Annotated in this window: 26 protein-coding genes; 12 read left to right on the top strand and 14 right to left on the bottom strand. The window is 69.7% G+C overall.

Features of this window, described 5'->3' with window-relative positions; genetic code table 11:
* Window positions 1–22 precede the first annotated feature (22 nt).
* Together QSK18_RS20260 and QSK18_RS20255 are read right to left on the bottom strand one after the other, a co-directional pair.
* Window positions 23–1201: a sensor domain-containing phosphodiesterase gene (locus QSK18_RS20260; protein ID WP_285621753.1), complete on the bottom strand. Its 1179-nt coding sequence runs from the start codon at window positions 1199–1201 to the stop codon at window positions 23–25.
* 152 nt (window positions 1202–1353) lie between these two features.
* A complete protein-coding gene (locus tag QSK18_RS20255) occupies window positions 1354–1773 on the bottom strand; it encodes a nuclear transport factor 2 family protein (protein WP_285621751.1) in 420 nt (139 codons plus the stop codon).
* Window positions 1774–1804: 31 nt separating this feature from the next.
* Between QSK18_RS20255 and QSK18_RS20250 the strand changes: the two genes are divergently transcribed.
* Window positions 1805–2281 (top strand): MarR family winged helix-turn-helix transcriptional regulator, encoded by a 477-nt coding sequence (locus tag QSK18_RS20250; protein WP_285621747.1) that lies wholly within the window; start codon window positions 1805–1807, stop codon window positions 2279–2281.
* A gap of 9 nt (window positions 2282–2290) precedes the next feature.
* Here QSK18_RS20250 and QSK18_RS20245 read toward each other — a convergent pair whose 3' ends face one another.
* Window positions 2291–2686, bottom strand: a complete 396-nt coding sequence (locus tag QSK18_RS20245) for a nuclear transport factor 2 family protein (protein WP_285621745.1) — start codon at window positions 2684–2686, stop codon at window positions 2291–2293.
* A 106-nt stretch (window positions 2687–2792) separates the two neighbouring features.
* Here QSK18_RS20245 and QSK18_RS20240 point away from each other — a divergent pair, with 106 nt between their 5' ends.
* A complete protein-coding gene (locus tag QSK18_RS20240) occupies window positions 2793–3386 on the top strand; it encodes a hypothetical protein (protein ID WP_285621742.1) in 594 nt (197 codons plus the stop codon).
* A 52-nt stretch (window positions 3387–3438) separates the two neighbouring features.
* Window positions 3439–4110 carry a GntR family transcriptional regulator gene (locus tag QSK18_RS20235; protein WP_285621739.1) on the top strand — a complete coding sequence of 224 codons (672 nt, stop codon included), beginning with the start codon at window positions 3439–3441 and terminating at the stop codon, window positions 4108–4110.
* 7 nt (window positions 4111–4117) lie between these two features.
* Here the strand turns inward: QSK18_RS20235 and serA are convergent, their stop codons facing one another.
* The 9 genes from serA to QSK18_RS20190 all read right to left on the bottom strand — a co-directional run bounded on the left by serA (window position 4118) and on the right by QSK18_RS20190 (window position 11897).
* Window positions 4118–5329, bottom strand: a complete 1212-nt coding sequence (gene serA, locus QSK18_RS20230; RefSeq protein WP_285621736.1) for a phosphoglycerate dehydrogenase — start codon at window positions 5327–5329, stop codon at window positions 4118–4120.
* Window positions 5326–6708 carry an aldehyde dehydrogenase family protein gene (locus QSK18_RS20225; RefSeq protein WP_285621733.1) on the bottom strand — a complete coding sequence of 461 codons (1383 nt, stop codon included), beginning with the start codon at window positions 6706–6708 and terminating at the stop codon, window positions 5326–5328. Before QSK18_RS20225 ends, serA begins: the two co-directional genes overlap by 4 nt.
* Entirely contained in the window at window positions 6705–7136 is a 432-nt protein-coding gene (locus QSK18_RS20220; RefSeq protein WP_285621729.1) for a cupin domain-containing protein, read from the bottom strand. Before QSK18_RS20220 ends, QSK18_RS20225 begins: the two co-directional genes overlap by 4 nt.
* A gap of 41 nt (window positions 7137–7177) precedes the next feature.
* Window positions 7178–7483, bottom strand: a complete 306-nt coding sequence (locus QSK18_RS20215; RefSeq protein ID WP_285621727.1) for a putative quinol monooxygenase — start codon at window positions 7481–7483, stop codon at window positions 7178–7180.
* A 57-nt stretch (window positions 7484–7540) separates the two neighbouring features.
* On the bottom strand, window positions 7541–7939 hold the full coding sequence (locus tag QSK18_RS20210; protein ID WP_285621725.1) for a putative universal stress family protein: 399 nt from the start codon (window positions 7937–7939) through the stop codon (window positions 7541–7543).
* A gap of 25 nt (window positions 7940–7964) precedes the next feature.
* On the bottom strand, window positions 7965–9260 hold the full coding sequence (locus tag QSK18_RS20205; protein ID WP_285621722.1) for a CitMHS family transporter: 1296 nt from the start codon (window positions 9258–9260) through the stop codon (window positions 7965–7967).
* A 229-nt stretch (window positions 9261–9489) separates the two neighbouring features.
* The gene (locus tag QSK18_RS20200) at window positions 9490–10653 is read right to left on the bottom strand and encodes an MFS transporter (RefSeq protein ID WP_285621719.1); all 1164 of its coding nucleotides are present in this window, start codon (window positions 10651–10653) and stop codon (window positions 9490–9492) included.
* A 5-nt stretch (window positions 10654–10658) separates the two neighbouring features.
* Complete coding sequence (rraA, locus tag QSK18_RS20195) at window positions 10659–11141, bottom strand: ribonuclease E activity regulator RraA (protein ID WP_285621716.1); 483 nt, start codon at window positions 11139–11141, stop codon at window positions 10659–10661.
* A gap of 78 nt (window positions 11142–11219) precedes the next feature.
* Complete coding sequence (locus QSK18_RS20190) at window positions 11220–11897, bottom strand: GntR family transcriptional regulator (RefSeq protein WP_285621713.1); 678 nt, start codon at window positions 11895–11897, stop codon at window positions 11220–11222.
* Window positions 11898–12117: 220 nt separating this feature from the next.
* On the opposite strand from QSK18_RS20190, the gene QSK18_RS20185 reads away from it, so the two are divergent.
* The gene (locus QSK18_RS20185) at window positions 12118–13263 is read left to right on the top strand and encodes an ABC transporter substrate-binding protein (protein ID WP_285621710.1); all 1146 of its coding nucleotides are present in this window, start codon (window positions 12118–12120) and stop codon (window positions 13261–13263) included.
* Between the two features lie 217 nt (window positions 13264–13480).
* Here QSK18_RS20185 and QSK18_RS20180 read toward each other — a convergent pair whose 3' ends face one another.
* Together QSK18_RS20180 and QSK18_RS20175 are read right to left on the bottom strand one after the other, a co-directional pair.
* Window positions 13481–13723, bottom strand: a complete 243-nt coding sequence (locus tag QSK18_RS20180) for a hypothetical protein (protein WP_285621707.1) — start codon at window positions 13721–13723, stop codon at window positions 13481–13483.
* A 39-nt stretch (window positions 13724–13762) separates the two neighbouring features.
* Window positions 13763–13912 (bottom strand): hypothetical protein, encoded by a 150-nt coding sequence (locus QSK18_RS20175; protein ID WP_285621704.1) that lies wholly within the window; start codon window positions 13910–13912, stop codon window positions 13763–13765.
* An 11-nt stretch (window positions 13913–13923) separates the two neighbouring features.
* Here QSK18_RS20175 and QSK18_RS20170 point away from each other — a divergent pair, with 11 nt between their 5' ends.
* Genes QSK18_RS20170 through QSK18_RS20135 form a run of 8 tightly spaced genes read left to right on the top strand, consistent with a single transcriptional unit; the run spans window position 13924 to window position 21183 of the window.
* A complete protein-coding gene (locus QSK18_RS20170; protein WP_285621701.1) occupies window positions 13924–15024 on the top strand; it encodes an ABC transporter permease in 1101 nt (366 codons plus the stop codon).
* Complete coding sequence (locus QSK18_RS20165; RefSeq protein WP_285621697.1) at window positions 15017–16132, top strand: ABC transporter ATP-binding protein; 1116 nt, start codon at window positions 15017–15019, stop codon at window positions 16130–16132. Before QSK18_RS20170 ends, QSK18_RS20165 begins: the two co-directional genes overlap by 8 nt.
* Before the next feature lie 46 nt (window positions 16133–16178).
* The gene (locus QSK18_RS20160; protein ID WP_285621692.1) at window positions 16179–17261 is read left to right on the top strand and encodes an isocitrate/isopropylmalate dehydrogenase family protein; all 1083 of its coding nucleotides are present in this window, start codon (window positions 16179–16181) and stop codon (window positions 17259–17261) included.
* Window positions 17258–17923, top strand: a complete 666-nt coding sequence (locus tag QSK18_RS20155; protein ID WP_285621689.1) for an aspartate/glutamate racemase family protein — start codon at window positions 17258–17260, stop codon at window positions 17921–17923. The genes QSK18_RS20160 and QSK18_RS20155 overlap by 4 nt, the downstream gene beginning before the upstream one ends.
* Window positions 17920–19158, top strand: coding sequence for a 3-oxo-tetronate kinase (gene otnK, locus QSK18_RS20150; RefSeq protein WP_285621688.1), 1239 nt, complete (start codon window positions 17920–17922; stop codon window positions 19156–19158). The genes QSK18_RS20155 and otnK overlap by 4 nt, the downstream gene beginning before the upstream one ends.
* Window positions 19155–19811: a 3-oxo-tetronate 4-phosphate decarboxylase gene (gene otnC, locus QSK18_RS20145; RefSeq protein ID WP_285621686.1), complete on the top strand. Its 657-nt coding sequence runs from the start codon at window positions 19155–19157 to the stop codon at window positions 19809–19811. Before otnK ends, otnC begins: the two co-directional genes overlap by 4 nt.
* Window positions 19808–20881 carry an Ldh family oxidoreductase gene (locus tag QSK18_RS20140; RefSeq protein ID WP_285621684.1) on the top strand — a complete coding sequence of 358 codons (1074 nt, stop codon included), beginning with the start codon at window positions 19808–19810 and terminating at the stop codon, window positions 20879–20881. Before otnC ends, QSK18_RS20140 begins: the two co-directional genes overlap by 4 nt.
* A complete protein-coding gene (locus QSK18_RS20135; RefSeq protein ID WP_285621682.1) occupies window positions 20878–21183 on the top strand; it encodes a putative quinol monooxygenase in 306 nt (101 codons plus the stop codon). The genes QSK18_RS20140 and QSK18_RS20135 overlap by 4 nt, the downstream gene beginning before the upstream one ends.
* Window positions 21184–21196 lie beyond the last annotated feature (13 nt).

Genomic DNA, 21196 nt, shown 5'->3' with positions numbered 1-21196 from the left:
CGTTCGGCACCGGATCACCCGTTCAGATCGGATCGATCCGGTCGAACAGGCTCCGGGCGATCTCGAGCACCAGATCGCGGTCGTAGGTGATGACACACTCGAAACGACGTTCGCGGTCCGGTCCGCTGTCGCCGAGATCCTTGGCCACGAGCGCTCCGCTGAAATGCGGGCCGATGACGGCCACCACCCATTCCCCGGCCAGGCGGTCGTCGCTGCGCAGATCGGCGCCCCGGACGCCGGGGGCGGGCGCTGCTTCCATACCGGCGCCCAGCGCGGCCACAAAAGCGCACTGCTGCGAGAGCTTCTCGTAACGGATCGCGGTTTGGGGGGTGAAGTGCGTGACGTCCTCGAAGGCAGACAGCAGCACCGGTGTGCTGTCGCCCAGGGCGTGGTTCTCGAGGTAGTGGCTCATCGGCAGCACCAGGTCCTTGGTGCTGATGCGGGCCGGGCGGACCTGACGAACCGCCTCGAAAGGGGTTGCCGGAGGACAGTGGTGCCCGCGGGTGAAGGACAGGTCGTGCTGGGGGACAGGATGGCGACCGGGCAGCGGGCCGGGACGTCCGAGCAGCCAGCCCTGCCCCAGGGTTGCTCCCATGGCCAGGGCCCGGGAACGGTGCTGCTCGGTCTCGATGCCCTCGGCGAGCACGATCGCGCCGGTGCGCTCGGCCTGGGCGATGACCGCGTTGATCACGGCCGCGATCTCGGCGGTGGTGTTCTGCTGGATCAGCCGCAGATCCAGCTTGATCACGTCCGGCTCGATGAACGGCATCAGGGCGAGCGAGGCCGGATGAGCCCCCACGTCGTCCAGTGCCACTCCCCATCCGGCCTGGCGGACCTCGCGGACCGCGGCGAACAGGCCGGCCGGATCGGCCACCAGGGCGCGTTCGGTGATCTCGACAACTACTTGAAGACGTTTGCGGGCCTGGTCGCGTACCTGCGCCAGCGGACCGGGCCAGGGCACGTGCAGCCAGGCCGGCTCGGCGTTGATGAACAGGGGGACGGAGGCCGGCAGCCTGCGCTCGAGGGCCCCGGTCATGGCCGCGGCCTGACAGGCGAGGTCCAGATCGGCCTCGCAGTCGTTGCGGCGGGCCCAGGCGAACAGGTCGGCCGGGCTCTCCAGCGGGGTTCCGCCCTCGCCCCGCGCGAGCGCCTCGTAGGCGACGACCTCGCCGGTGACCAGGTCGACGATGGGCTGGTACACCGATCGCACTGTCGGCAGACCCGTTCCGGCTGTTCGGGCAGACCCAGCCAGGTCGGAACGCGTCACCCCGCCCGTATCGGCAGGATCCCCGGCCGTCTTGAGTCTGCGATGTCGGGCAGGCCCCAGACCCTTAAGACCACCTCGGATGTTGGTCAGTCGAAGGGTTCGTAGCAGTCGAACGTCTCGTGCTCGCTCACCTGAGCGTCCTGCACCGTGAGCAGCGCGGCAACGTGTGCGGTCAGGTGCTGCCCGGCGCGGAAAGGCCCTGCGTCGGAGGCGATGACGCCGCGCCAGGTGGCCCGCACCGTCACTCGTGAGCCCGATGCGAGTACCTCGTGCACCTCGAAGACCTGGTGCGACAACAGGGCTTTGCCCGCCCGGAAGCCTGCCAGGGTGGCTTCCCGATCCCGGGTGGCACCCCGCGGGGTGAGCGCGTTGGGGTGCTCGACGACCTTCACCGTTGGGGACAGCAGTACGCGAAGGTCGTCCTCGGTGGAGGAGAGGTCGGAGACCACGGCGTAGTAGCGCCGCGCGACGGTTCCGGGATCGGTGGCGGTCTGCGGGGTTGCCATGTCTGCCACGATACACAACCATGGTTGTGTGTTGGAAGCGCCGCTCCCCGAACTCGACATGTCCTCGGCCCTCACCCTGCTGGGCGATGCCGTCACCGGCCAGGTGCTCGAGACGCTGCGGGGCACGGGCCTGCGCCCGGGCCACGGCTATCTGATCCAGCGCCTGCTGGCGGGCCCGGCCACCGCGACCGAGATCGCCGAGGAGCTCGGCATCACCCAGCAGGCGGTCTCCAAGGTGCTGAAGGAACTCGCCGCGCTCGGCCACGTGGAGCCGGCCGTCGACCCGGCCAACCGTAGGCGTCGACCGGTCGCCCTGACCGCAACCGGCCGCAACGCCGTCGAGGCCACGCGGCGCACCCGGGCCGAGATCGACGCGCGTCTGCGGGAAGCCCTGACTCCGGAAGGCTTCGATACCACCATGGCCGCCCTCAACGTCGCCTTGGAGACGCTGGGGCTCGGTGAACGGGTCCGGCGACGTACGGTCCAGCCGCCCGGCGGAACCATGTAGGGGCGGGGGCTAGCGTGGGCCGGTCGCGCCGGCCAGGTTGTCGTCCGAGCCGGCATCGAGGTACGTGCCGTGCCCCTCGACCACCAGGCCCTCCTCGAAGCGCAGCACCTCGCAGACGAGGCCGCCCTTGTGGTTGCGGTAGTGGATCACGATCGTCGAGATCCCGGCGTACACCCCGACGACCTCGAAGCGCAGGTCGGGAATGAGCTGCAGGCCCCGGGCCCAGTAGGCGCGTAACGCGCTCTTGCCGCGCAGCACGCCGTCACCGTCGTCGAAGAGCTGAGCCGCGACGGGCGATGTGAACACGACGTCCTGGGCGAAGTGGCTGAGCACCGCCTCGACGTCGTGGGCGTTCCAGGCGTCGGCCCAGGCCCGGGCGAAGGACTGTGGCTCCGGAATCGTCATGAACCGCATCATGCCGCCGGTACCTGAGCCCGAGGGTCCGGATCCCGGACCTGTCCGGTCTGCGTGGGAGGATCGGCCGGACCATCGGTGCTCGGAGGAGAATCTTGTGAACGTCAGGCGTGTCGCGCTGTCACTGGCTGTTGTGGCGATCAGCGCCGGCGTCTTCGGGGTCGTCGGTAGCCAGGTACGTTCCGACGGTGACGGCCAGGCCAAGGTGGTCAGTGGCGCGGAGGCGGTCTCGGCCGGGCCGGCCGACGTGACCAGCAGCTACGACGAGATCCCGGAAGAGGCGGTGGACGAGGACGGTTACGCCCTGCCCGGCCTGGAGTTCGGCTTCCTCACCAAGGTCTCGCAGAAGGACGGCAAGGTGCGGCTCACGGTGCAGGAGGCCGAGTTCTACAGCGGCAAGGCGGCTGCCACGATCAACGGTGGGGTGGTCCCGCCGAACAGCTACCTGATCGCCGAGAACGACACCTCGACCGAGGCCCAGTACGTCCTGGCCGAGGACGCCAGCCTGATCGGGATCAACATGCTGATCGACGACCCCTCCGTGGTCGAGCGCCAGAGCATCACGCGCGAGCAGCTGGTCGAGAACTTCCGGCGCGCCGAGGGCCAGCGGGTGCCGGTCTGGGTGCGCCACCCCGATCCCGCGTTCGAGGACGGGCCGGTCACGGCACTGGCCGAGCAGTACGTCCCCTGAGCCGAGCCAGCGCCGCGGTGTATACATGTGCCCAGAGCAGAGGAGTGGGGACATGGCAGGGCAGATACGAGGGCAGGTACGGGGTTCGGGCGGGCACTTCGTCTACAGCGAGCTCAAGCGGCGCATCCTGGAGCTGGAGTTCGAGCCCGGGCTTCGCCTGTACGAGCCGGCGCTGGCCGAGGAGCTGGGGGTCTCGCGCACCCCGCTGCGCGAGGGCATCCGCCGGCTGATCACCGAGAACCTGCTGGAGCAGCAGCCCACCGGCGGCGTGGTGGTGCCCCGGCTGGACGAGCGCGAGATCGCCGAGCTGTACGACGTGCGGGCGGCCCTGGAGGCTCTGATGGCGGCCGAGGCGTGCCGCCGGATCACGCCGGAGGAGGCCGAGGTGCTGGAGGGGGTGGTGGCGCGTAACGCCGCGCTGGTGACCTTCGCCGAGGACGCGATGCGCTCGGGCCGGGAACTGCACGCGCGGATCGCCGGGATCGCGGCCAACACCTGGGCGCTGCGGATGCACGAGCAGATCGGCAACCAGATGCAGCGCTACCGGGCCTTCACCAACCACACCCAGGAACGGCGCGACCAGGCGCTCGCCGACCACCGCCGGATCTGCGCGGCGGTGGTCGGCGGTGAGCCCGAGGAGGCCGGCCGGCTGGCCTTCGAGCACGTGGTCTCCGCCCGGGACGAGGCGTTGCGGGCCATTGGGGGACGTCTGTCGGCTCAGTAGGGCGGTCTCAGGCGCCCGGGGTCCGGCAGTCGATGGCCGCCGGCAGCGCGGCGATCCTCGAACGAATGGACGCGTCGGCAGCCTTGTCGAGTCCGGTCACCACGTAGCCCAGCGAGCCTGCGGTGGACAGCGCCTGCGAGGTGATGTTGAAGCCGGCGCTCTGCAGTTCCTGGTTCAGGTCGGCCATCACCCCGGGCACGTTGCGGTGCAGGAGGGTCAGCACGTGCCCGGGCTCACCGGCCGCGGCCTGCACGTTGGGCACGTTGACGGCCAGCCCGGTGGAGCCGTCCCGCACGTAACGCAGCAGCTTGCCGGCCACGAACCAGCCGATCTCCTCCTGGGCCTCGAGCGTGGAGGCGGCCACGTGCGGGGTGAGGATGACGTTCTCCAGACCTCGCAGACCGGACTCGAAGGCGTCCCCCTGTCTCTTCGGCTCGATCGGGAAGACGTCGAGCGCGGCGCCGGCCAGGTGCCCGGACTCGATGTTGGCGCGCAGGGCCACGTCGTCGACCACCATGCCCCGGGAGGCGTTGACGAACAGCGAACCGGCTTTCATCGCCGCGAACTCGGCCGCGCCGAACAGTCCGGCGTTGCCCGGGCGGCCGTCGACGTGCAGGCTCACCACGTCGGCGCGCTGCAGCAGGGCCTGCAGGCTGGGCATCCGCTGGGCGTTTCCGTGAGCGGGGCGGTCGGCCACGTCGAAGAAGACCACCCGCATGCCGATCGCCTCGGCCACGTTGGACAGTTGCGTGCCGATGTTGCCGTAGCCGACGACGCCCAGGGTGCGGCCGCGCACTTCGTGGCTTCCGCGGGCGGACTTGTCCCAGATGCCGGCGTGCAGCAGCCGGTTCTTGTCCATCAGCCGCCTCGAGAGCGCGATGATCTCACCGATCACCAGCTCCACCACGCTGCGGGAGTTGGAGTACGGGGCGTTGAACACCGGAAGAGCGCGGTCGGCAGCAGCTTCCAGGTCTACCTGGTTGGTGCCGATGCAGAAGCAGCCCAGCGCCTTGAGGTCGGTGGCGGCGGCCAGGGCGGCTGGGCCGACCGAGGTGTTCGAGCGGATGCCCAGCAGTTCGACACCGGGCAGCGCCTCGGCCAGTTCGCTCTCGGCCAGCGACCCGGCCCGCAGGTCGACCTCGTAGCCGCCCTGTTCCAGCACCTCGACGGCGCTGGGGTGGATGCCTTCCAGCAGCAGGGCGCGGGGCTTGCCGCTCATGCCGGGCCCACCCAGTAGGTGCGTGTGCTGGTGAACTCCAGCATCCCGTCGGCCGCCAGCTCCCGTCCGTAGCCACTCTTCTTGGTGCCCCCGAAGGGAACCCGGGGGTCGGAGGCGACGACGGCGTTGATGAACACGGCGCCGGAGGTGATGCGCTCAGCCACTGCCACACCGCGCTGCTCGTCCCGCGTCCAGATGCTCAGGCCGAGACCGAACTGGGTGGCGTTGGCCAGAGTGACTGCCTCGTCGTCGTTCTCGGCGATGGTGAGCGCCGCCACCGGCCCGAAGGTCTCCTCGTCGAAGGCGGCCATCCCCGGCTTCACATCGGCCAGGACCGTGGGTGCGAAGAAGAAGCCCTCGCCCTCCACCGCCTGACCGCCGGTCAGGACCCGCGCTCCGGCCGCCACCGACTGCTCGACCTGACGGGCCAGGGCCTCGCGCAGGTCGTCGCGGGCCATCGGGCCCATGTCGGTGCCCGGCTCGGCCGGGTCGCCCACGCTCAGCTTCTGCACGCCCGCCACGAACCGGGCGACGAAGTCCTCGGCGACTGCTGCGGCAATGATGAAACGCTTGGCGCACACGCAGCTCTGGCCGCCGTTGGTGAACCGGGCCTTCACCGCGGCCGCAGCGGCGGCCTCGACATCCGCGTCCTCCAGCACCACGAACGCGTCCGAGCCGCCCAGTTCGAGCACCGACTTCTTGGCGGCCCGGCCCGCGGCCGCCCCCACCGCCGCACCGGCCCGGTTGCTGCCGGTGAGTGTGACGGCCGCGACCCGGTCGTCGGCGATCAGCGACTCGATCGTCGCGGGCACCTGCGGCTCGGCCACCACCAGGGTGGTGAGGAGCCCGGCCGGGAAACCGGTCTGCTCGAACAGGTCCTGCAGGGCCAGGGCGCTGCCGGTGACGTTGGGGGAGTGCTTGAGCAGCACACCGTTTCCGGCCGCCACGGCCGGCACGGCGAACCGCATCACCTGCCACAGCGGGAAGTTCCAGGGCATGACCGCCAGCAGCAGGCCCAGCGGCTCCTGGGTGATCCAGGCCCGTGCGGGGCCGACCTCCACCGTGCGGCGGGCCAGGATCGCCGAGGCGTTGTCGGCGTAGTACTCGGCCGTGAGCGCCGACTTCTCCACCTCACCGCCGGCCTCGGCCAGCGGCTTGCCCATCTCGGCCACGATCAGCCCGGCCAGATCGTCCCGGTGTCCGCGCAGTTCCTCGGCCAACTGCTGCACCAACTGCACCCGCTGCTCCAGCGGCACCCGGCCCCAGGCCGCCGCAGCGGCGGCGCCCCTGGCCACGAGGGCCTCGATCTCGTCGGGCCCGTGCGTCGGGTAGGTGTGCAGGGGTGCGCCCGTCGTGGGGTCGATCGTGGTGATGCTCACTTGGCCTGGGCTCCCTTGTCCGAGTTGGACAGGTGCTCGAACGTCTCGCCGGTGGCCGTCATCGTGCGGGTGACGTACCGGCCGCCGTAGACCCAGTAGATCCGCATCACGCCAGCGCCGCGGTTGAAGAACCGGTGCGGGACGTTCGCGGGCACCCAGGTGGCGTCGCCCACCTCGAGATCGAAGTGATCGTCGCCGATCTGGGCGGTGGCCAGCCCTTCGAGGATGATCACCGACTCCTCGACGTTGTGGCTGTGCAGCGGCAGGCCCCGCCCCTCCTGGAACACCGTCTGCCCGGTGGTGACCAGGTTCTGCTCGCTGTTCCACTTCCCCACGTAGGGGATGGTCGCCACGCCGGAACCGCGGTCGAACGGTTCCACCTGGCCGGGGCGGATCAGCAGGTTGGGGGCGGGGGGCTGCTCACTCATCGGTGCTCCGTTTCGATTGTTCCCGAGGGGGTTCCGCCCGATCAGGCGGTCAGGTGCACGAGGCGGTCGGCCAGGTGGTTGACCTGCGAGCCGGGCTCGATCACCCGGGCTGCCACCTCCCGCCAGGCCAGGAAGTGCGGCGCCTGACGGTGCGCGTCGATCGCGTCCTGATCGCGGTAGACCTCGTAGAGGAAGAAGTGGTCCTCGTCCTCCCGGTCGCAGGTGATGTCGAAAGACACGCACCCGGGCTCGTCGGCCACGCAGGCCTCGGCGTTGGCGGTGATCGCGGTGAGGAACTCCTCCCGGCAGCCCGGGCGGACCCTGAGCGATACGACGAGGGCGATCATCGGTACCTCCACGAATGGTGAGCTCTCTGGATACATGTATACACCATCTCGCGGAGCTCAGGCCTGCGGTTTCACCAGCAGGATCGGCACCGGCACCTCCAGCAGCAGGCGCTGGATGTCGCGGCCCATCAGCAACTTCCCGACCGCCGAGCGCCGCCGGTTACCGATCACCAGGACCCGCGGCGCCACCTCCTCCACCCGGGCCAGCAGCGAGTCGACGGTGTCGGCGGCGGTGTCCGGGCCGATCAGCTCGATGGTGCGCGAGACCGCGGTGGGCACCACGTCGTTCACCTCCTCCTCGACCGAGGCCAGGACGGCCGGCCGGGCCGCCTCGCCCGCCTCACCGCGGGAGACCAGGACGAGCAGAGCTGCGTTGTGGGTGGTGCACTCGGCGGCGGCTGCGGCCAGGGCGCTGCGCCCGGCGTCGGAGGCTGCGTAGAGAACGGCGACGGTCATGGGGACTCCTTGGGACGAGGGTGGATCAGAGGATGCTGATGGCCCCGGTCAGGACCGCGAAAAGGGTGAAGATCAGCGACATTCCCAGCACCCAGAGGATGGCGAAGCGCTGGAAGTCGCCCAGTTCCGCCTTGACCAGGCCGAGCAGGACCCACAGCGGGGCGGAGGCCGGGCCGATGGAGTGGGCCATCTGGCCGATCACGCCGGCCCGGGCGATCTCGTTGGCGTGGATGCCGTAGGTCCCGGCCGACTCGGCCAGCACCGGCAGGACCCCGAAGAAGTAGGCGTCGTTGCTCATGAAGAAGCTCAGCGGAATGCCGATCAGCGCAGTGAACAGCGGGATCCAGCCACCCATGGACGGCGGCACGACGCTGAGCAGGGCGTCGGCCATCGCGGTGATCATGCCGGACTCGGACATGATGCCGGTGAACACGCCGGCGCCCAGCACCAGCATGACGACGGGTACGGCGCTGACCGCGTGCTTCTTGATCAGTTCCTGCTGGTCGGACAGGTCGGGGTAGTTGACCACCAGGGCGATGATGAAGGCACAGATGAACAGCACCTGCAGCTCGGCGACCTCGGTGACCAGGAGGACCAGCAGGAGCACGGTCAGGAAGGCGTTGAACCACACCCGCCAGCCGGCCCGCTCGGTGCGGGCCCGGCGAGCCTCTTCGATCTCGGCGGCCAGCTCGGTGATCGCGGCCGGGTCGACGTTGCGGCGCTGACGCAGGCCGAAGTAGTACGCCAGCGCGATGATGGTGATGCCGGTGAGCAGCAGGCTGGGGATCATGTGGACGAAGTACTCGCCGGCGTCCAGGTTGAGCACCGAGATGGCCCGGGTGGCGGCGCCACCCCAGGGGGTCGAGCCCGAGATCAGGCCCAGCGCCATGGTCGCGATGGTGGCGATGATCAGCGGATTGATGCCCAGGCGGCGGTAGATCGGCAGGAACGCCGAGCAGATGATCATGTAGCTGGTGGTGCCGTCACCGTCCAGCGCCACCAGCAGGGCCATCACCGCGGTGCCGACGCAGATCCGCACCGGGTCGCCCTTGGAGAAGCGCAGGATGCCGACCGAGATCGGGTCGAACAGCTTGGCGTCCATCATCAGGCCGAAGTACAGGACCGCGAAGAGCAGGAGGACGGCGGTGGGGGCGACGGTCTCCAGCCCGGACATGATCATGTCGCCGAGTTCGGAGCCGTGCCCGGCGATCACGGCGGCGGCGATCGGGGTGGCGATGATCGCGACGAAAGCGGTGGCCCACCGGCGGATGACGGTGAGCATGAAGGTTCCGAGCGTGGCGAACCCAAGGACTGCGAGCATGCGGATCTTCCTTGATCGTTGCGGTTCGAGCGGGTGGGCCGGGACCGGAGTTCAGAGGTGGGACCGGCGGCGAAGGGGCGACAGGGGGGCTGGAAGCGCCCACCGGGGAAACTGTCGGGCCGTAAGCGATCGACGTTTCAGGGATACTTGTGTACAGCGGCACCCGTGTCAAGGTGTCCGGGTGGTGATTCTTACCGTGAAAATCGTTGTGAGACTTGGATTTGGGCCGTCACGGCGCGTCGTCCACCGGCAGATGACGGGCATTGAACGCAATCAGGGCCAGGCCTGCGCCGGTGATCCCGAGAACGCCGGCCGCCCCGGTGCCGGCGGCGAGGATGCCTGCGGCACTGGGGATGACGACCTGCCCCGCGCGATTACCCACCAGTCGCAGGGACATCGCCCGTCCCCGGGCTCCCGAGGGGGCCGATGCGGCCAGCCAGGACATCGTGATCGGCTGTCCCGCACCGAGTCCCAGCCCGGCCAGGACCATCAGGACGACGGCGAGCGGGAACGGTACCGGCAGGGCCGTCAGCAGCAGGGCCACGGCCGCCAGCAGTGTGCTGGAGACCAGCACCCGGCGACGTCCGAAACCCGCGGTGAGCCGGCCCAGGAACAGGCGGGTGGTCATCGAGGAGACTGCGCGCACCGTGAGCAGGACACCGATGAGTGATGCCTCGATGTTCCGCTCGGCGCCGAGCGCAGGCAGGTAGACCAGGGTGATGTCGACCGCAGCGATGATGACGCTGCTGGTCAGCAGGGCCTGGCCCAGTCCGGGCAGGCCCAGCAGGGCGCGGAGGCCGGTCTGCTCCGGCCCTTCGCCGGCCCGGGACCGGCGGCCGGGGCCGCGCAGCAGCGCCGACAGCAGGACCAGGACCACTGCGGCCACCACGCACGAGACGAAGATCTGCTGAGTGTCCGGAAGTGTCCCACCGTCGGTGAACAGCACCAGGGCGGCCGGCCCGATCGCCTGCCCCAGTGATGCGGCGAACGTGTAGTAGCCGAAAGCGCTGTCCAGGCGGCCGTTCTTGGTCGTCGAGTTGGCCACCAGGGTCTGCTGGGAAACGACGCTGCCCAGGTGCCCGACACCCAGCAGGCAGGTTCCGGCGGCCAGACCGGCCACGCTGTCGCCGGAGACCGTCAGCAACAGCGCCGAGGAAGTGACGGTGAGGGCGCCGATGAGCGCCGTTCCGCGTTCTCCGATGCGGTCGACCACGGCCCCGCTGGGAAGTGCCAGAACGAGTGGGGCGATGGCGAAGCAGGCCGACAGCACACCGAGCCAGGCGGCCGGGGTGTCGATCTCCAGAGCCCGGTAGGTGGTGGCCGGGCGCAGGAGGAAGGTGATGACCTGGGTCAGGACCGAGTGGGCCAGCAGGGCGGCGGTCGCCCGTGACACCTGCGTCAGTCGGCGGACTTGACGACGATCCCGTCGTCGTCGCTGAAGAGCAGGTCGCCGGGGCGGAAAGTGACTTCCCCAAAGGAGATCTCGACGTCCCGCTCGCCGGCGCCGGTCTTGGAGCTCTTGGCCGGGTTCGACCCGATCGCCTTGATCCCCAGGTCGACGTCGGCCAGGATCGCCACGTCGCGTACGCAGCCGTGGATCACCACGCCGGCCCAGCCGTTGTCCCGGGCGATCTTGGCGATCATGTCGCCCATCAGGGCGCAGCGGCGCGAGCCGCCACCGTCGACGACCAGCACCCGACCCTCACCGGGGCCGGAGACCACCGACTTGAGCAGGGCGTTGTCCTCGTGGCAGCGCACGGTGGAGATGGGCCCGCTGAACACGCTGCGGGCCCCGTACTGCAGGAAAGGCGTCTGGCAGGACTGCAGGACCGCGCCGTACTCGTCCCACAGGTCGGCGGTGGCGCTGGGCAGGCTGGACATGGATCTCCTTTGATCGTGCAGGTGCCAGGACGTCACGGCCGGAACCGGACATCCTCGGATGAAACGGGTTTCGTGCGGTCAGTCGGTGTGCTTCTTCAGTCGCCACGCCGCCTGGGCGCCGAGGCTGGTGTCGATGTGCTCGCGCATGAGGGCCGAGGCGCCCGCGCTGTCGCCGGCGATCACCAGGTCGAGCAGGCTCTGGTGCTCGTGCGCCTTGCGGTCGCGGGCCTCCTGCCCCCGGTCGACCTGCAGGGCCATCCGCCGGTAGCGGTCGGCCTTGGTCCACAGGTCGTCGAGCACGCTGATCAGCATGTCGTTGTGCGAGGCGGAGTAGACCGCGGCGTGAAAACGCCGGTGGTGCACCAGTTGGTCGTAGCTGGGGTCGTTCGGCAGCGACTCCAGGCCCTGGTGGGCCAGGCGCATCGCCGCTATGTCGGACCTGGTGCGCCGCTCGGCGGCCAGACCGGCCGCCAGCGGGTCGAGGGAGCGGCGGATCTCGAGCAGGTCGCGAGCCTCCTCGGCGGACAGGGCCGAGACCCGGCCGTCGCGGTGCGCGTCGAGCTCGACCAGACCCTCGCCCTTGAGCCGGCGCATGGCCTCGCGCAGGGGGGTGGTGCTGATCCCGATCTCCTGAGCCAGCGAGGCCTGGTTCAGCACCTCACCAGGCTGTAACCGGCCGTCGAGGATCATCTCGCGCACCCTGTCGTACGCGTAGTCGCTCTTGGTCGTGTACAGGCGGCGTGCTGGTTCGGTCATATCCGCTCCTCCGGTCAGGGTTATAGCGTACAGACCGATGCGCGTTTGAGCGACGGACCGGCAACTTCCCTGTTCAGGACCGTTCTACCGAGGCGCTCGCGACCTTGTCCAGTCGGCAAATTTCACCGGGCAACCCCGTTGACGTTGCAGGTTATAACCTGCAATCTGTTCGCAGCGCTGAGGCCACCCGGCCTCCCGTCGCCGTCAAAGGAGACAGCACATGAAGGTCACGCGCCGCAGTCTGATCGCCGGGTTCACCGTCTCGGCCGTGCTGGGGGTGAGCGCCTGCGGGGGCGGCAGCTCCACCGCCGAGAAGGCCCCGGCCAACCCGATCGCCGTGGAGGAGGTCCCCTCCTACTACCCGGCCGAGTACAGCAAGGTCATCGAGGCCGCCAAGGCCGAGGGTGGCTCCCTGACCATCTACTCCAACACCGACCAGGAGAACTGGGCGCCGATCTTCCGGGACTTCCAGAAGAAGTACCCGTTCGTCAAGAAGATCGCGGCCAACAACCTGGACAGCGACGAGGTCTTCCAGCGCGCCCTGAGCGAGCAGGCCACCGGCAACTCACCGGCCGACCTACTGGTCTCCAACGCCGCGCAGGCCTGGGCCGAGTACGCCGAGCGCCCCAGCACCCTCGCCGAGTACGCATCGCCCGAGGTGGCCGAGCTGCCCGAGCACGCGACGCTGCTGCCCAACGTGTACGCCATGTCGCTGGACCCGATGACCATCGCCTACAACACCGCGCTGATCGGCGACACCAAGCCCACCGGGCTGGCCAGCCTGAGCCAGATCGTGGCCAAGGACCCGGAGAAGTTCCAGGACAAGCTGACGGCCCGCGACGTGAACGGCGCCTTCGGCTTCAGCGTCTCCTACGACTTCGCCCAGGCCCGCCCCGACGCCTGGTCCGACCTGGAGAAGGTGCTGCCGCTGGCCCGGCCCGAGCAGTCCTCCGGCACCCAGACCGAGAAGATCCTGGCCGGTGAGTACCTGGCCGGCTTCTTCATCAGCGCCGCCCCCGCCTACCCGGTGGTGCAGGACAGCAACGGCCTGATGGAGGTCACCTTCCTCGATGACGGCACCGTGGTGCTGCCGCGCGGCATCGGCATCGCCCCGGACGCCCCGCACGCGAACACGGCCAAGCTGTTCGTCGACTTCGTGCTCTCCGAAGAGGGCCAGCGGGCCGTCGCCGAAGGCGGCCTGACCTCCTACCGCGAGAACGTCAAGGCGGCAGCCGGTCTGCACACCTACCAGGAGGTCGTGGACGCCGTCGGTGAGGAGAACGTCATCCTCGCCGAGTACGAGAAGGTCTCCGAGACCGACGTGGACACGTTCCTCAGCCGCTGGAACGGACTCCTGGCGAGATGACGACCGCCCTGCCCCAGGCCCCCGCCCCCGAACAACCGCCGGGCCACCACCCTCCCCGCTACCGACGTCCATTGGGTGTCGGCCGTGAGACCTGGATCCAGTACGGCGTTCTCGGCTTCTTGGCCGTGCTCGTCCTGGCCCCGATCGTCCCCACCCTCTACCAGTCGGTCCTGGACCGCCCGCTGTACGAGGCCGGTGGAATCTTCACCGCCGACAACTACGTGCGGCTCTTCCGCGACGCCGGCTTCGGCGAGGTCATCCTCAACACTGCCCTCTTCGCCGCCCTGACCACCGTGCTGTCGCTGTTGATCGCGGTGCCGATGGCCGTGGTGGTGGTGCGGACCAAGCTGCCCCTGGGTGGATTCTTCGCCGCGGCCATGCAGTGGCCGTTCTTCATCTCCTCGCTGATCCTGGGCTTCGGCTGGATCGCCATGTACGGCCCGGCCGGCTTCGTCAGCACCTGGATGATCCAGACCTTCGGCGACGTGCCCTGGAACCTCTACTCCATCCCCGGCATGGCGCTGACCGAGGCGGTGGCCCTGGCCCCGATCGTGTACACCTTCTGCGCCGGGGCCCTGCGCCAGAACGACGCCGCGCTGGAGAGCGCCGCCCAGGTCTGCGGGGCCGGGCCGCTGCGGATCCTGCTCACCGTCATCCCCGATGTTGCGCCCGCCGATCGTGTACAGCTCGATCCTGGTGGTCAGCATCTCGGTCGAGACCCTCAGCGTGCCCCTGCTCTACGGCACCCCGGTGGACATCAGCGTCTTCTCCACCTTCCTCTACCGCAACGGCCTGACCTCGATCAGCCCCGACTACGGCATCCTCGGCGCCGCCTCCTCGATCATCCTGCTGGTCACCGTCGGACTGGTGTACGTCCAGGCCAAGCTGCTGAAGAACGCCCAGCGCTTCGTCTCGGTGCGGGGCAAGGCGACCCGCCCCCGCAAGCTGGACCTGGGGTGGCTGAAGTGGGTCAGCGTGAGCGCGATCAGCATCTACGTGGTGTTCGGGGCGCTGATCCCGATCGGTGGGCTGGTCTTCCGCTCCTTCACCCTGATCTTCACCCCGCTGCAGTCGCCGCTGCAGAGCCTCACCGGCGAGAACTACCAGCGGATCTTCGAGTACCCGGTCTACGTGCAGTCGATCCGCAACAGCCTGATCGTGGCCGGCGCCGGGGCCGTGCTGGTCAGCGTGCTGGCCCTGGTGGCCGTGCTGGTGGCCCGGCGCTCGCAGTTCCGTTTCGCCCGGGCGGTGGAGTACCTGGCCCTGGCCCCGCAGTCGATGCCCGGCATCATCGTCGGTATCGGCCTGTTCTGGGCCTTCGCCTTCCTGCCGGGCGGGCTCGGCGGCTTCTTCCAGGGCACCCTGCTGGCCCTGGTGATCGGCTTCGGGGTGCGGGCCCTGCCCAGCGGTTTCGGCTCGATCGCCCCCGGGGTGATGCAGATCGGGCAGGAACTGGACAACGCAGCCCGGGTGTCCGGGGCCGACTGGCTGCGCACGGTGGTGCGGGTGCTGCCCAAACTGCTCACCGCGCCGTTCGTCGGGGCGCTGATCCTCACCTTCGTCACCATGCTGAAGGAGTACTCACCGGCCGTGTTCCTGGGTGGCGCCGAGACCAACATCTTGGGAACCACCATGCTGGAGCTGTGGCGGCAGGGGAACACCGGATCCGTCGCCGCCCTGGCCACCATCCAGATCGTCATCACCGCGACCTTCGTCGCGATCGCCGGACTGCTGCTGAGGAAGGGGCGTAACGATGCCTGACGTGAGCGTGCGCGAGTTGCGCAAGACCTTCGGCTCGACCACCGTCCTGCACGGCGTCGACTTCACCATCAAGGACGGGGAGTTCTTCACCCTGCTGGGGCCCAGCGGCTGCGGCAAGTCCACCACCCTGAACTGCATCGCCGGCCTGGAGAGCCCCACCGGCGGCAGCATCTCGGTGGGCGGTACCACTTTCGTGGACGAGAAGACGTTCCTGCCGCCCGAGGCCCGCAACCTGGGCATGGTGTTCCAGTCGTACGCGCTGTGGCCGCACATGACCATCGCCGCCAACCTCGCCATGCCGCTAAGCATCCGGAAGATGAAGCGGGCCGAGCAGGCGCCGCTGATCCACGACGCACTGGAGAAGGTCGGCCTGGCCCACCTCAAAGACCGCTACCCACACCAGCTCTCCGGCGGGCAACAGCAGCGCGTGGCCCTGGCCCGGGCGCTGGTGTACTCGCCGCGGGTGCTGCTGCTCGACGAGCCGCTCTCGAACCTCGACGCGAAACTGCGTGAGCAGGCCCGGGCCTGGCTGAAGCGGCTGCAGGAGGAGCTGGGCATCACCACGGTCTACGTCACCCACGACCAGGACGAGGCGCTGGCCCTGAGCGACCGCATCGCGGTGATGTCCGAGGGGCACATGCTGCAGGTCGGCACGCCCAAGGAGATCTACGAACGCCCCGCCGCCGCCCAGGTGGCTGCCTTCGTCGGGCGCTGCAACTTCCTCGACGGGGTCGTGACGGGAGCCGAATCACACGGCCTGGTCATCAGAATCGACGCCACAGGCGATACGATCCGAAGTGCGGAAGGCAGTTTCGCCGCGGGGGATCGCGTCACCGTGGCCATCCGTCCCGAGCGCATCGCCATCCTGGAACGGCACGAGGCGGTGCCCGCCGGTGCCGGCGAACTGCGCGCCACAGTGCTCAGCAGCTCCTACCTCGGCTCCCGCTACGAGTACGACCTGAAACTGGGCAACCAGGTGGTGCAGGTGGTCTCGTCCGAGTCCGGCCTGGGCGGTGAGGTCACCCTGGCCGTCAGGCCACAGGCCCTTCTGGTCTACCCGCCCACCGAGGTCCTTCCCGCCGAGGTCACCGACCTGATCACGGTCTGAACCTCGCCCCTGCACTTTTCCCGATCCAACCAGCAAGGAGAATCCATTGTCCGAGAACACCACTCACCGCATCGGCCTGCTCGAGGGCGACGGCATCGGCCCGGAGATCGTGCCCGCCTCCGTGAAGATCATCGACGCCGCGGTCAAGACCGTCGGCGGCACCGCGATCGAGTGGGTCGAGCTGCCCCTGGGCCGCACCGCGATCGACACGCACGGTGCCGCCACTCCCCAGGAGACGCTGGACGCCCTGGCCGGCCTGGACTCCTGGCTGCTCGGCCCGCACGACAGCGCCGCCTACCCCGAGCCGCACAAGTCGCAGCTCAACCCCTCGGGCACGCTGCGCAAGCACTTCGACCTGTTCGCCAACATCCGCCCGGCCAAGTCCTTCCAGGGCTCGGAGCCGGTCGTGCCGGGCACCGACCTGGTGATCGTGCGGGAGAACACCCAGGGCTTCTACGCCGACCGCAACACCTACGCCGGCACCGGCGAGTACATGCCCTCGCCCGACGTGGCGATCGCGATGGGCATCATCACCCGCCCGGCCGTGGAGCGGATCGCCAAGGAGGCCTTCGAGCTGGCCATGCGCCGCGACAAGCGGGTCACCATCGTGCACAAGGCCAACGTGCTGCGCCTGACCACCGGCCTGTTCCGCGACGTGTGCCGGGAAGTCGGTCAGAACTACCCGGAGGTCAGCATCGACGACTTCCACATCGACGCGATGACCGTGCACCTGGTGCGCCGGGCCAACGCGTTCGACGTCCTGGTCACCGAGAACATGTTCGGCGACATCCTCTCCGACCTGACCGGTGAGCTGGCCGGCTCGCTCGGCATCGCGCCCTCGCTGAACTCCTCGCACGAGAAGGCGATGGCCCAGGCCGCGCACGGCTCGGCCCCCGACATCGCCGGCCAGGACAAGGCCAACCCGATCGCCATGATCCTGTCCTCGGTCATGCTCCTGGAGTGGCTGTCCGCCCGCACCGGCGACCCGAAGCTGGCCGAGGTCGCCACCCTGGTCGAGCGCGCGGTCGAACTCACCGTCAAGGAGGGTGTGATGACCGGAGACATGGGCGGCCGCGCGACCTGCTCCTCGTTCACCGACGCCGTCATCGAGCGCCTGGCCCGCGCATGAGCCAGGGCCCTCTGGTGGCGCTGATCCACGCCACCCCTCTCGTGATCGAGCCCGCCAGAGCGGCCTTCGCTCGAGTGTGGCCCGAGGCCACCCTCTGGAACCTGCTCGACGACCGCCTGATGCTGGAGGCCGACCAGGCCGGCGGCATCACCCCGCCCCTGCAGGAGCGGATGAACACGCTGATCGGCCAGGCGGTCGCCGGCGGGGCCGAGGGTGTGCTGCTGACCTGCTCGATGTACGGGCCGGTCCTGGCCGGCTACACCGGCTCGGACCTGCCCCGGCAGGGTTCCGACGAGGCCATGTACGCCGAGGCGGCCCGGCTGCGGCCCGGCCGGGTGGCGGTGCTCGGCACCACCCCCAGCACGGTCGGCGACTCGGCCACCCGCCTGCGCGGCCTGCTCCCTCAGGCCGAGGTGCAGGCGGTGGTGGTCGAGGGCGGTCTGGAGGCGGCGCGGGCCGGCGATGTCGAGGCCCTGAGGGAGCGCCTGTCGGCCACGGCGAAGGCGGCAGCCGCGGACGTCGATCTGATCCTGATCGCGCAGTACTCGCTCACCCCCGGCTTCGACCAGGAGTGGGTCGCAGCGCTGGGCGTCCCGGTGCTGAGCCCGGCCGACCTGGCCGCCCAGAGGCTGCGCGACCAGGTGGCGGGGGAGCGGTCGTGATCGGCCTGGTCGCCGACGACTTCACCGGCGCCACCGACGTGGCCGCAGGGCTGCGCCGGGTGGGTCTGCGCACCGCGCTGGTCTTCGACGTGCCCGCAGCAGAGATGGTCCTGCCCGAGTGCGACGCCATCGTGATCGGGCTCAAGACCCGCACCGTCCCCGCGGCCGAGGCCGTCGCCCAGAGCCTGGCGGCGGCCGGGTGGCTGCGTGAACAAGGCGTTCAGCAGTACTACTTCAAGTACTGCTCCACCTTCGACTCCACCGCTCAGGGCAACATCGGCCCCGTCGCCGACGCGCTGCTGGAGTTCACCGGTTCGCCCGTCACCTTCGTCACCCCGGCCAGCCCGGAACACGGCCGCACGGTCTACCAGGGGCACCTGTTCGTCGGTGACGTGCTGCTGAGCGACTCCCCGATGCGCCACCACCCGCTCACCCCGATGACCGACCCGGACATCCGCGCGGTGCTGGCCACCCAGACCGGGCTCAAGGTGGGCCACCTGCCCCTGCCGGTGGTCCGGGCCGGCGAGGAGGCGGTCCGCGCCGCCGTGCAACAGGCCCAGGACGAGGGGGTTCGCTACCTGGTCACCGACGTGGTGCAGGACGAGGACCTCGACGTGCTGGCCCGCGCCGGGCAGCACCTCACCCTGCACACCGGCGGTGCCGGACTGGGCCGGGCACTGGGAAACGTGCTGCTGGGCCGGGAAGCCGGGCAGTCCGAGTCGGAACTGCCGCTCGGACCGGGCCTGGCGCTGGCGGGCAGCTGTTCGGCCGCAACGCTCCGGCAGGTCGCCTACGCCCGCAAGCGCATGCCCTCGCACCGCATCGACCCGGTCGCAACACCCGATGCCGAGCAACTCCGGCGTGATGCGCTGGAGTGGCTCCACAAGCACCAGGACGACGAGTACGTCCTGATCTACTCCTCGGCCCCGGCCGAGGAACGCGGTGACAACCCCCTGGGGCCCGACACCGCGAACGTCCTCGAATCCATCCTGGCCACCGTGGCCCGGGCCGCCGCCGAGGCCGGGCGCGCGCGGATCGTCGTGGCCGGTGGCGAGACCTCCGGTGCCGTGGTCCAGGCGCTGGGCGTGCAGGCGGCCGTGGTCGCCTCCGAGGCCGACACCGGCGTGCCCTGGATCCTGCCGGTCGACGGCGAGAACCCGGCCCTGCTGCTGAAATCCGGAAACTTCGGCCGCGACGACCTGCTCGTGCGCGGTCAGGAAGGAACGAGGAGATGAGTTCCGCCGACGAGGACCGGTTGCGGCAGGAGGTGGTGGAGCTGGGCGCCTCGCTGTTCCGGCGCACCCTCACCTTCGGGCGCACCGGCAACATCAGCGTGCGCCTGGGCGAGAAGATCCTGGTCACCGCCACCGGGGTCAGTCTGGGGTCGCTGCGCCCGCAGGACCTGGCCACCATCGACCTGAACGGCAAACCGCTCGAGGGCCCTCAACCCTCCAAGGAGGCCTTCTTCCACGCGGCTGTCTACCGGGCGCAGCCCCGGACGAACGCCGTGGTGCACCTGCACAGCACCAATGTCGTGGCGGTCTCGTGCCTGGCCGACCTCGACCCGGCCGACCTGCTGCCGCCGCTGACCCCGTACTACGTGATGCGGGTGGGCAAGCTGCCGCTGCTGCCCTATCACGCCCCCGGCGACGACCGGCTCGAGCCGCTGGTCGAGAAGATCGCAGCCGATCACCAGGCTTTCGTGCTGGCCAACCACGGATCGGTGGTCTCGGGCCGCGACCTGGCGGCCGCCGCCGATGCAGCCGAGGAGCTGGAAGAGACGGCCAAGCTCTACCTCATGCTGCGGGGCCTGCCGGTGCGTGCCCTCAACGCCGAGCAGGTTGCCGACATCCAGTCCCGCTACGGCAGTCAAGCGGCTGTGCGATGAGCAGATCCGATCTCTCCGCTCCCCTGGAACCGGACCATCTGATCGAGGTGGCCACCGGCGTCCTCAGTTCGTTGGGGGTTCCAGCAGAGGACGCCCGTCTCGTCTCCCACAGTCTGGTCACCGCGGATCTGTGGGGGCATCCCTCGCACGGGTTGCTGAGGCTCGGCTGGTACGTAGAACGCCTGCGCTCGGGAGTCATGCACCCGGTCACCCGGCCGGAAATCGTTGTCGACGGTGGCGCACTGGCCGTCATCGACGGCAAAGACGGCGTAGGCCAGGTAGTCACGGCGCACGCTGCGGACGAGGCGGTGCGCCGCGCGGGCGAGCACGGGGTGGGCGTGGTGGCCGTACGTAACAGCAATCACTTCGGCACGGCCGCCTACTTCACCCGCCGGATGGCCGGGGCCGGCTGTGTGGCCATCCTGACCACCAACGGCAGCCCAGCCATGGCTCCCTGGGGCGGGCGCCGCAAGACCGTGGGAGCCAACCCCTGGTCCATCGCCACCCCCGGCGCCGCCGGACGTCCGCCGGTGGTCCTTGACATTGCCAACACCGTTGTGGCCCGGGGAAAGATCTACGCGGCGCTCGAGAAGGGCGAAGCCATCCCGGACGGCTGGGCGATCGACGCCGAAGGCGCCCCCACCAACGACCCCCGGGCTGCGATCGAGGGCATCGTGCTGCCGATGGCCGGGCACAAGGGCTACGGCATCTCGTTCATGATGGACGTGCTCAGCGGTGTGCTGACCGGCAGCTCGTACGCCGAGGGCGTGGCCGGGCCGTACGTGCCCGACCGGCGCAGCGGCTGTGGGCACCTGCTGATGGCCATCCGGGTGGACGGGCTGATCGACCCGGCCGTGTTCGATGCCCGCCTGGACGAGCTGATCACCACGACCAAGGCGGTGCCGCTGGCTCGGGGGGCACAGGAGATCTTCTACCCCGGCGAGATCGAGGACAGGGCCCTGGCCCGGGGGCAGCGCGAAGGCCTGAGGCTGCCGGTCAAGACCCTCGACGACTTCGTGGCCCTGGCCGAGCAGTGCAACGTCGAACACCGGCTGGGCGCAGCGCGATGAGCTACGTGGTGCTGGTCACGCTCGACATCGACGTACAGCAGGAGAAGGACTTCCTGCACGAGATCCAGGTCAACGCCGAGGCCTCGCTGCGTGACGAACCGGGGTGCCTGCGCTTCGACGTGCTGCGCGTGGACGCCGAACCCGGCCGGTTCCTGCTCTACGAGATCTACCGCAGCCAGGAGGCCTTCGAGGTCGACCATCGCAGCACCGCGCACTACGCTCGATGGCGGAAGGCCGCCGCGCGGTTCGTCCTTCCCGGCGGGCACGTCAACACCTACTGCTCGCCGGCCCTCGCACTCTGATCCGAGAAGAGGC

This window comes from Kineosporia sp. NBRC 101677, assembly GCF_030269265.1.
GTDB classification, from domain to species: Bacteria; Actinomycetota; Actinomycetes; order Actinomycetales; family Kineosporiaceae; genus Kineosporia; species Kineosporia rhizophila.
Note: the sequence above shows the minus strand (reverse complement) of the source record. Positions and strands in the feature narration are given on the sequence as shown.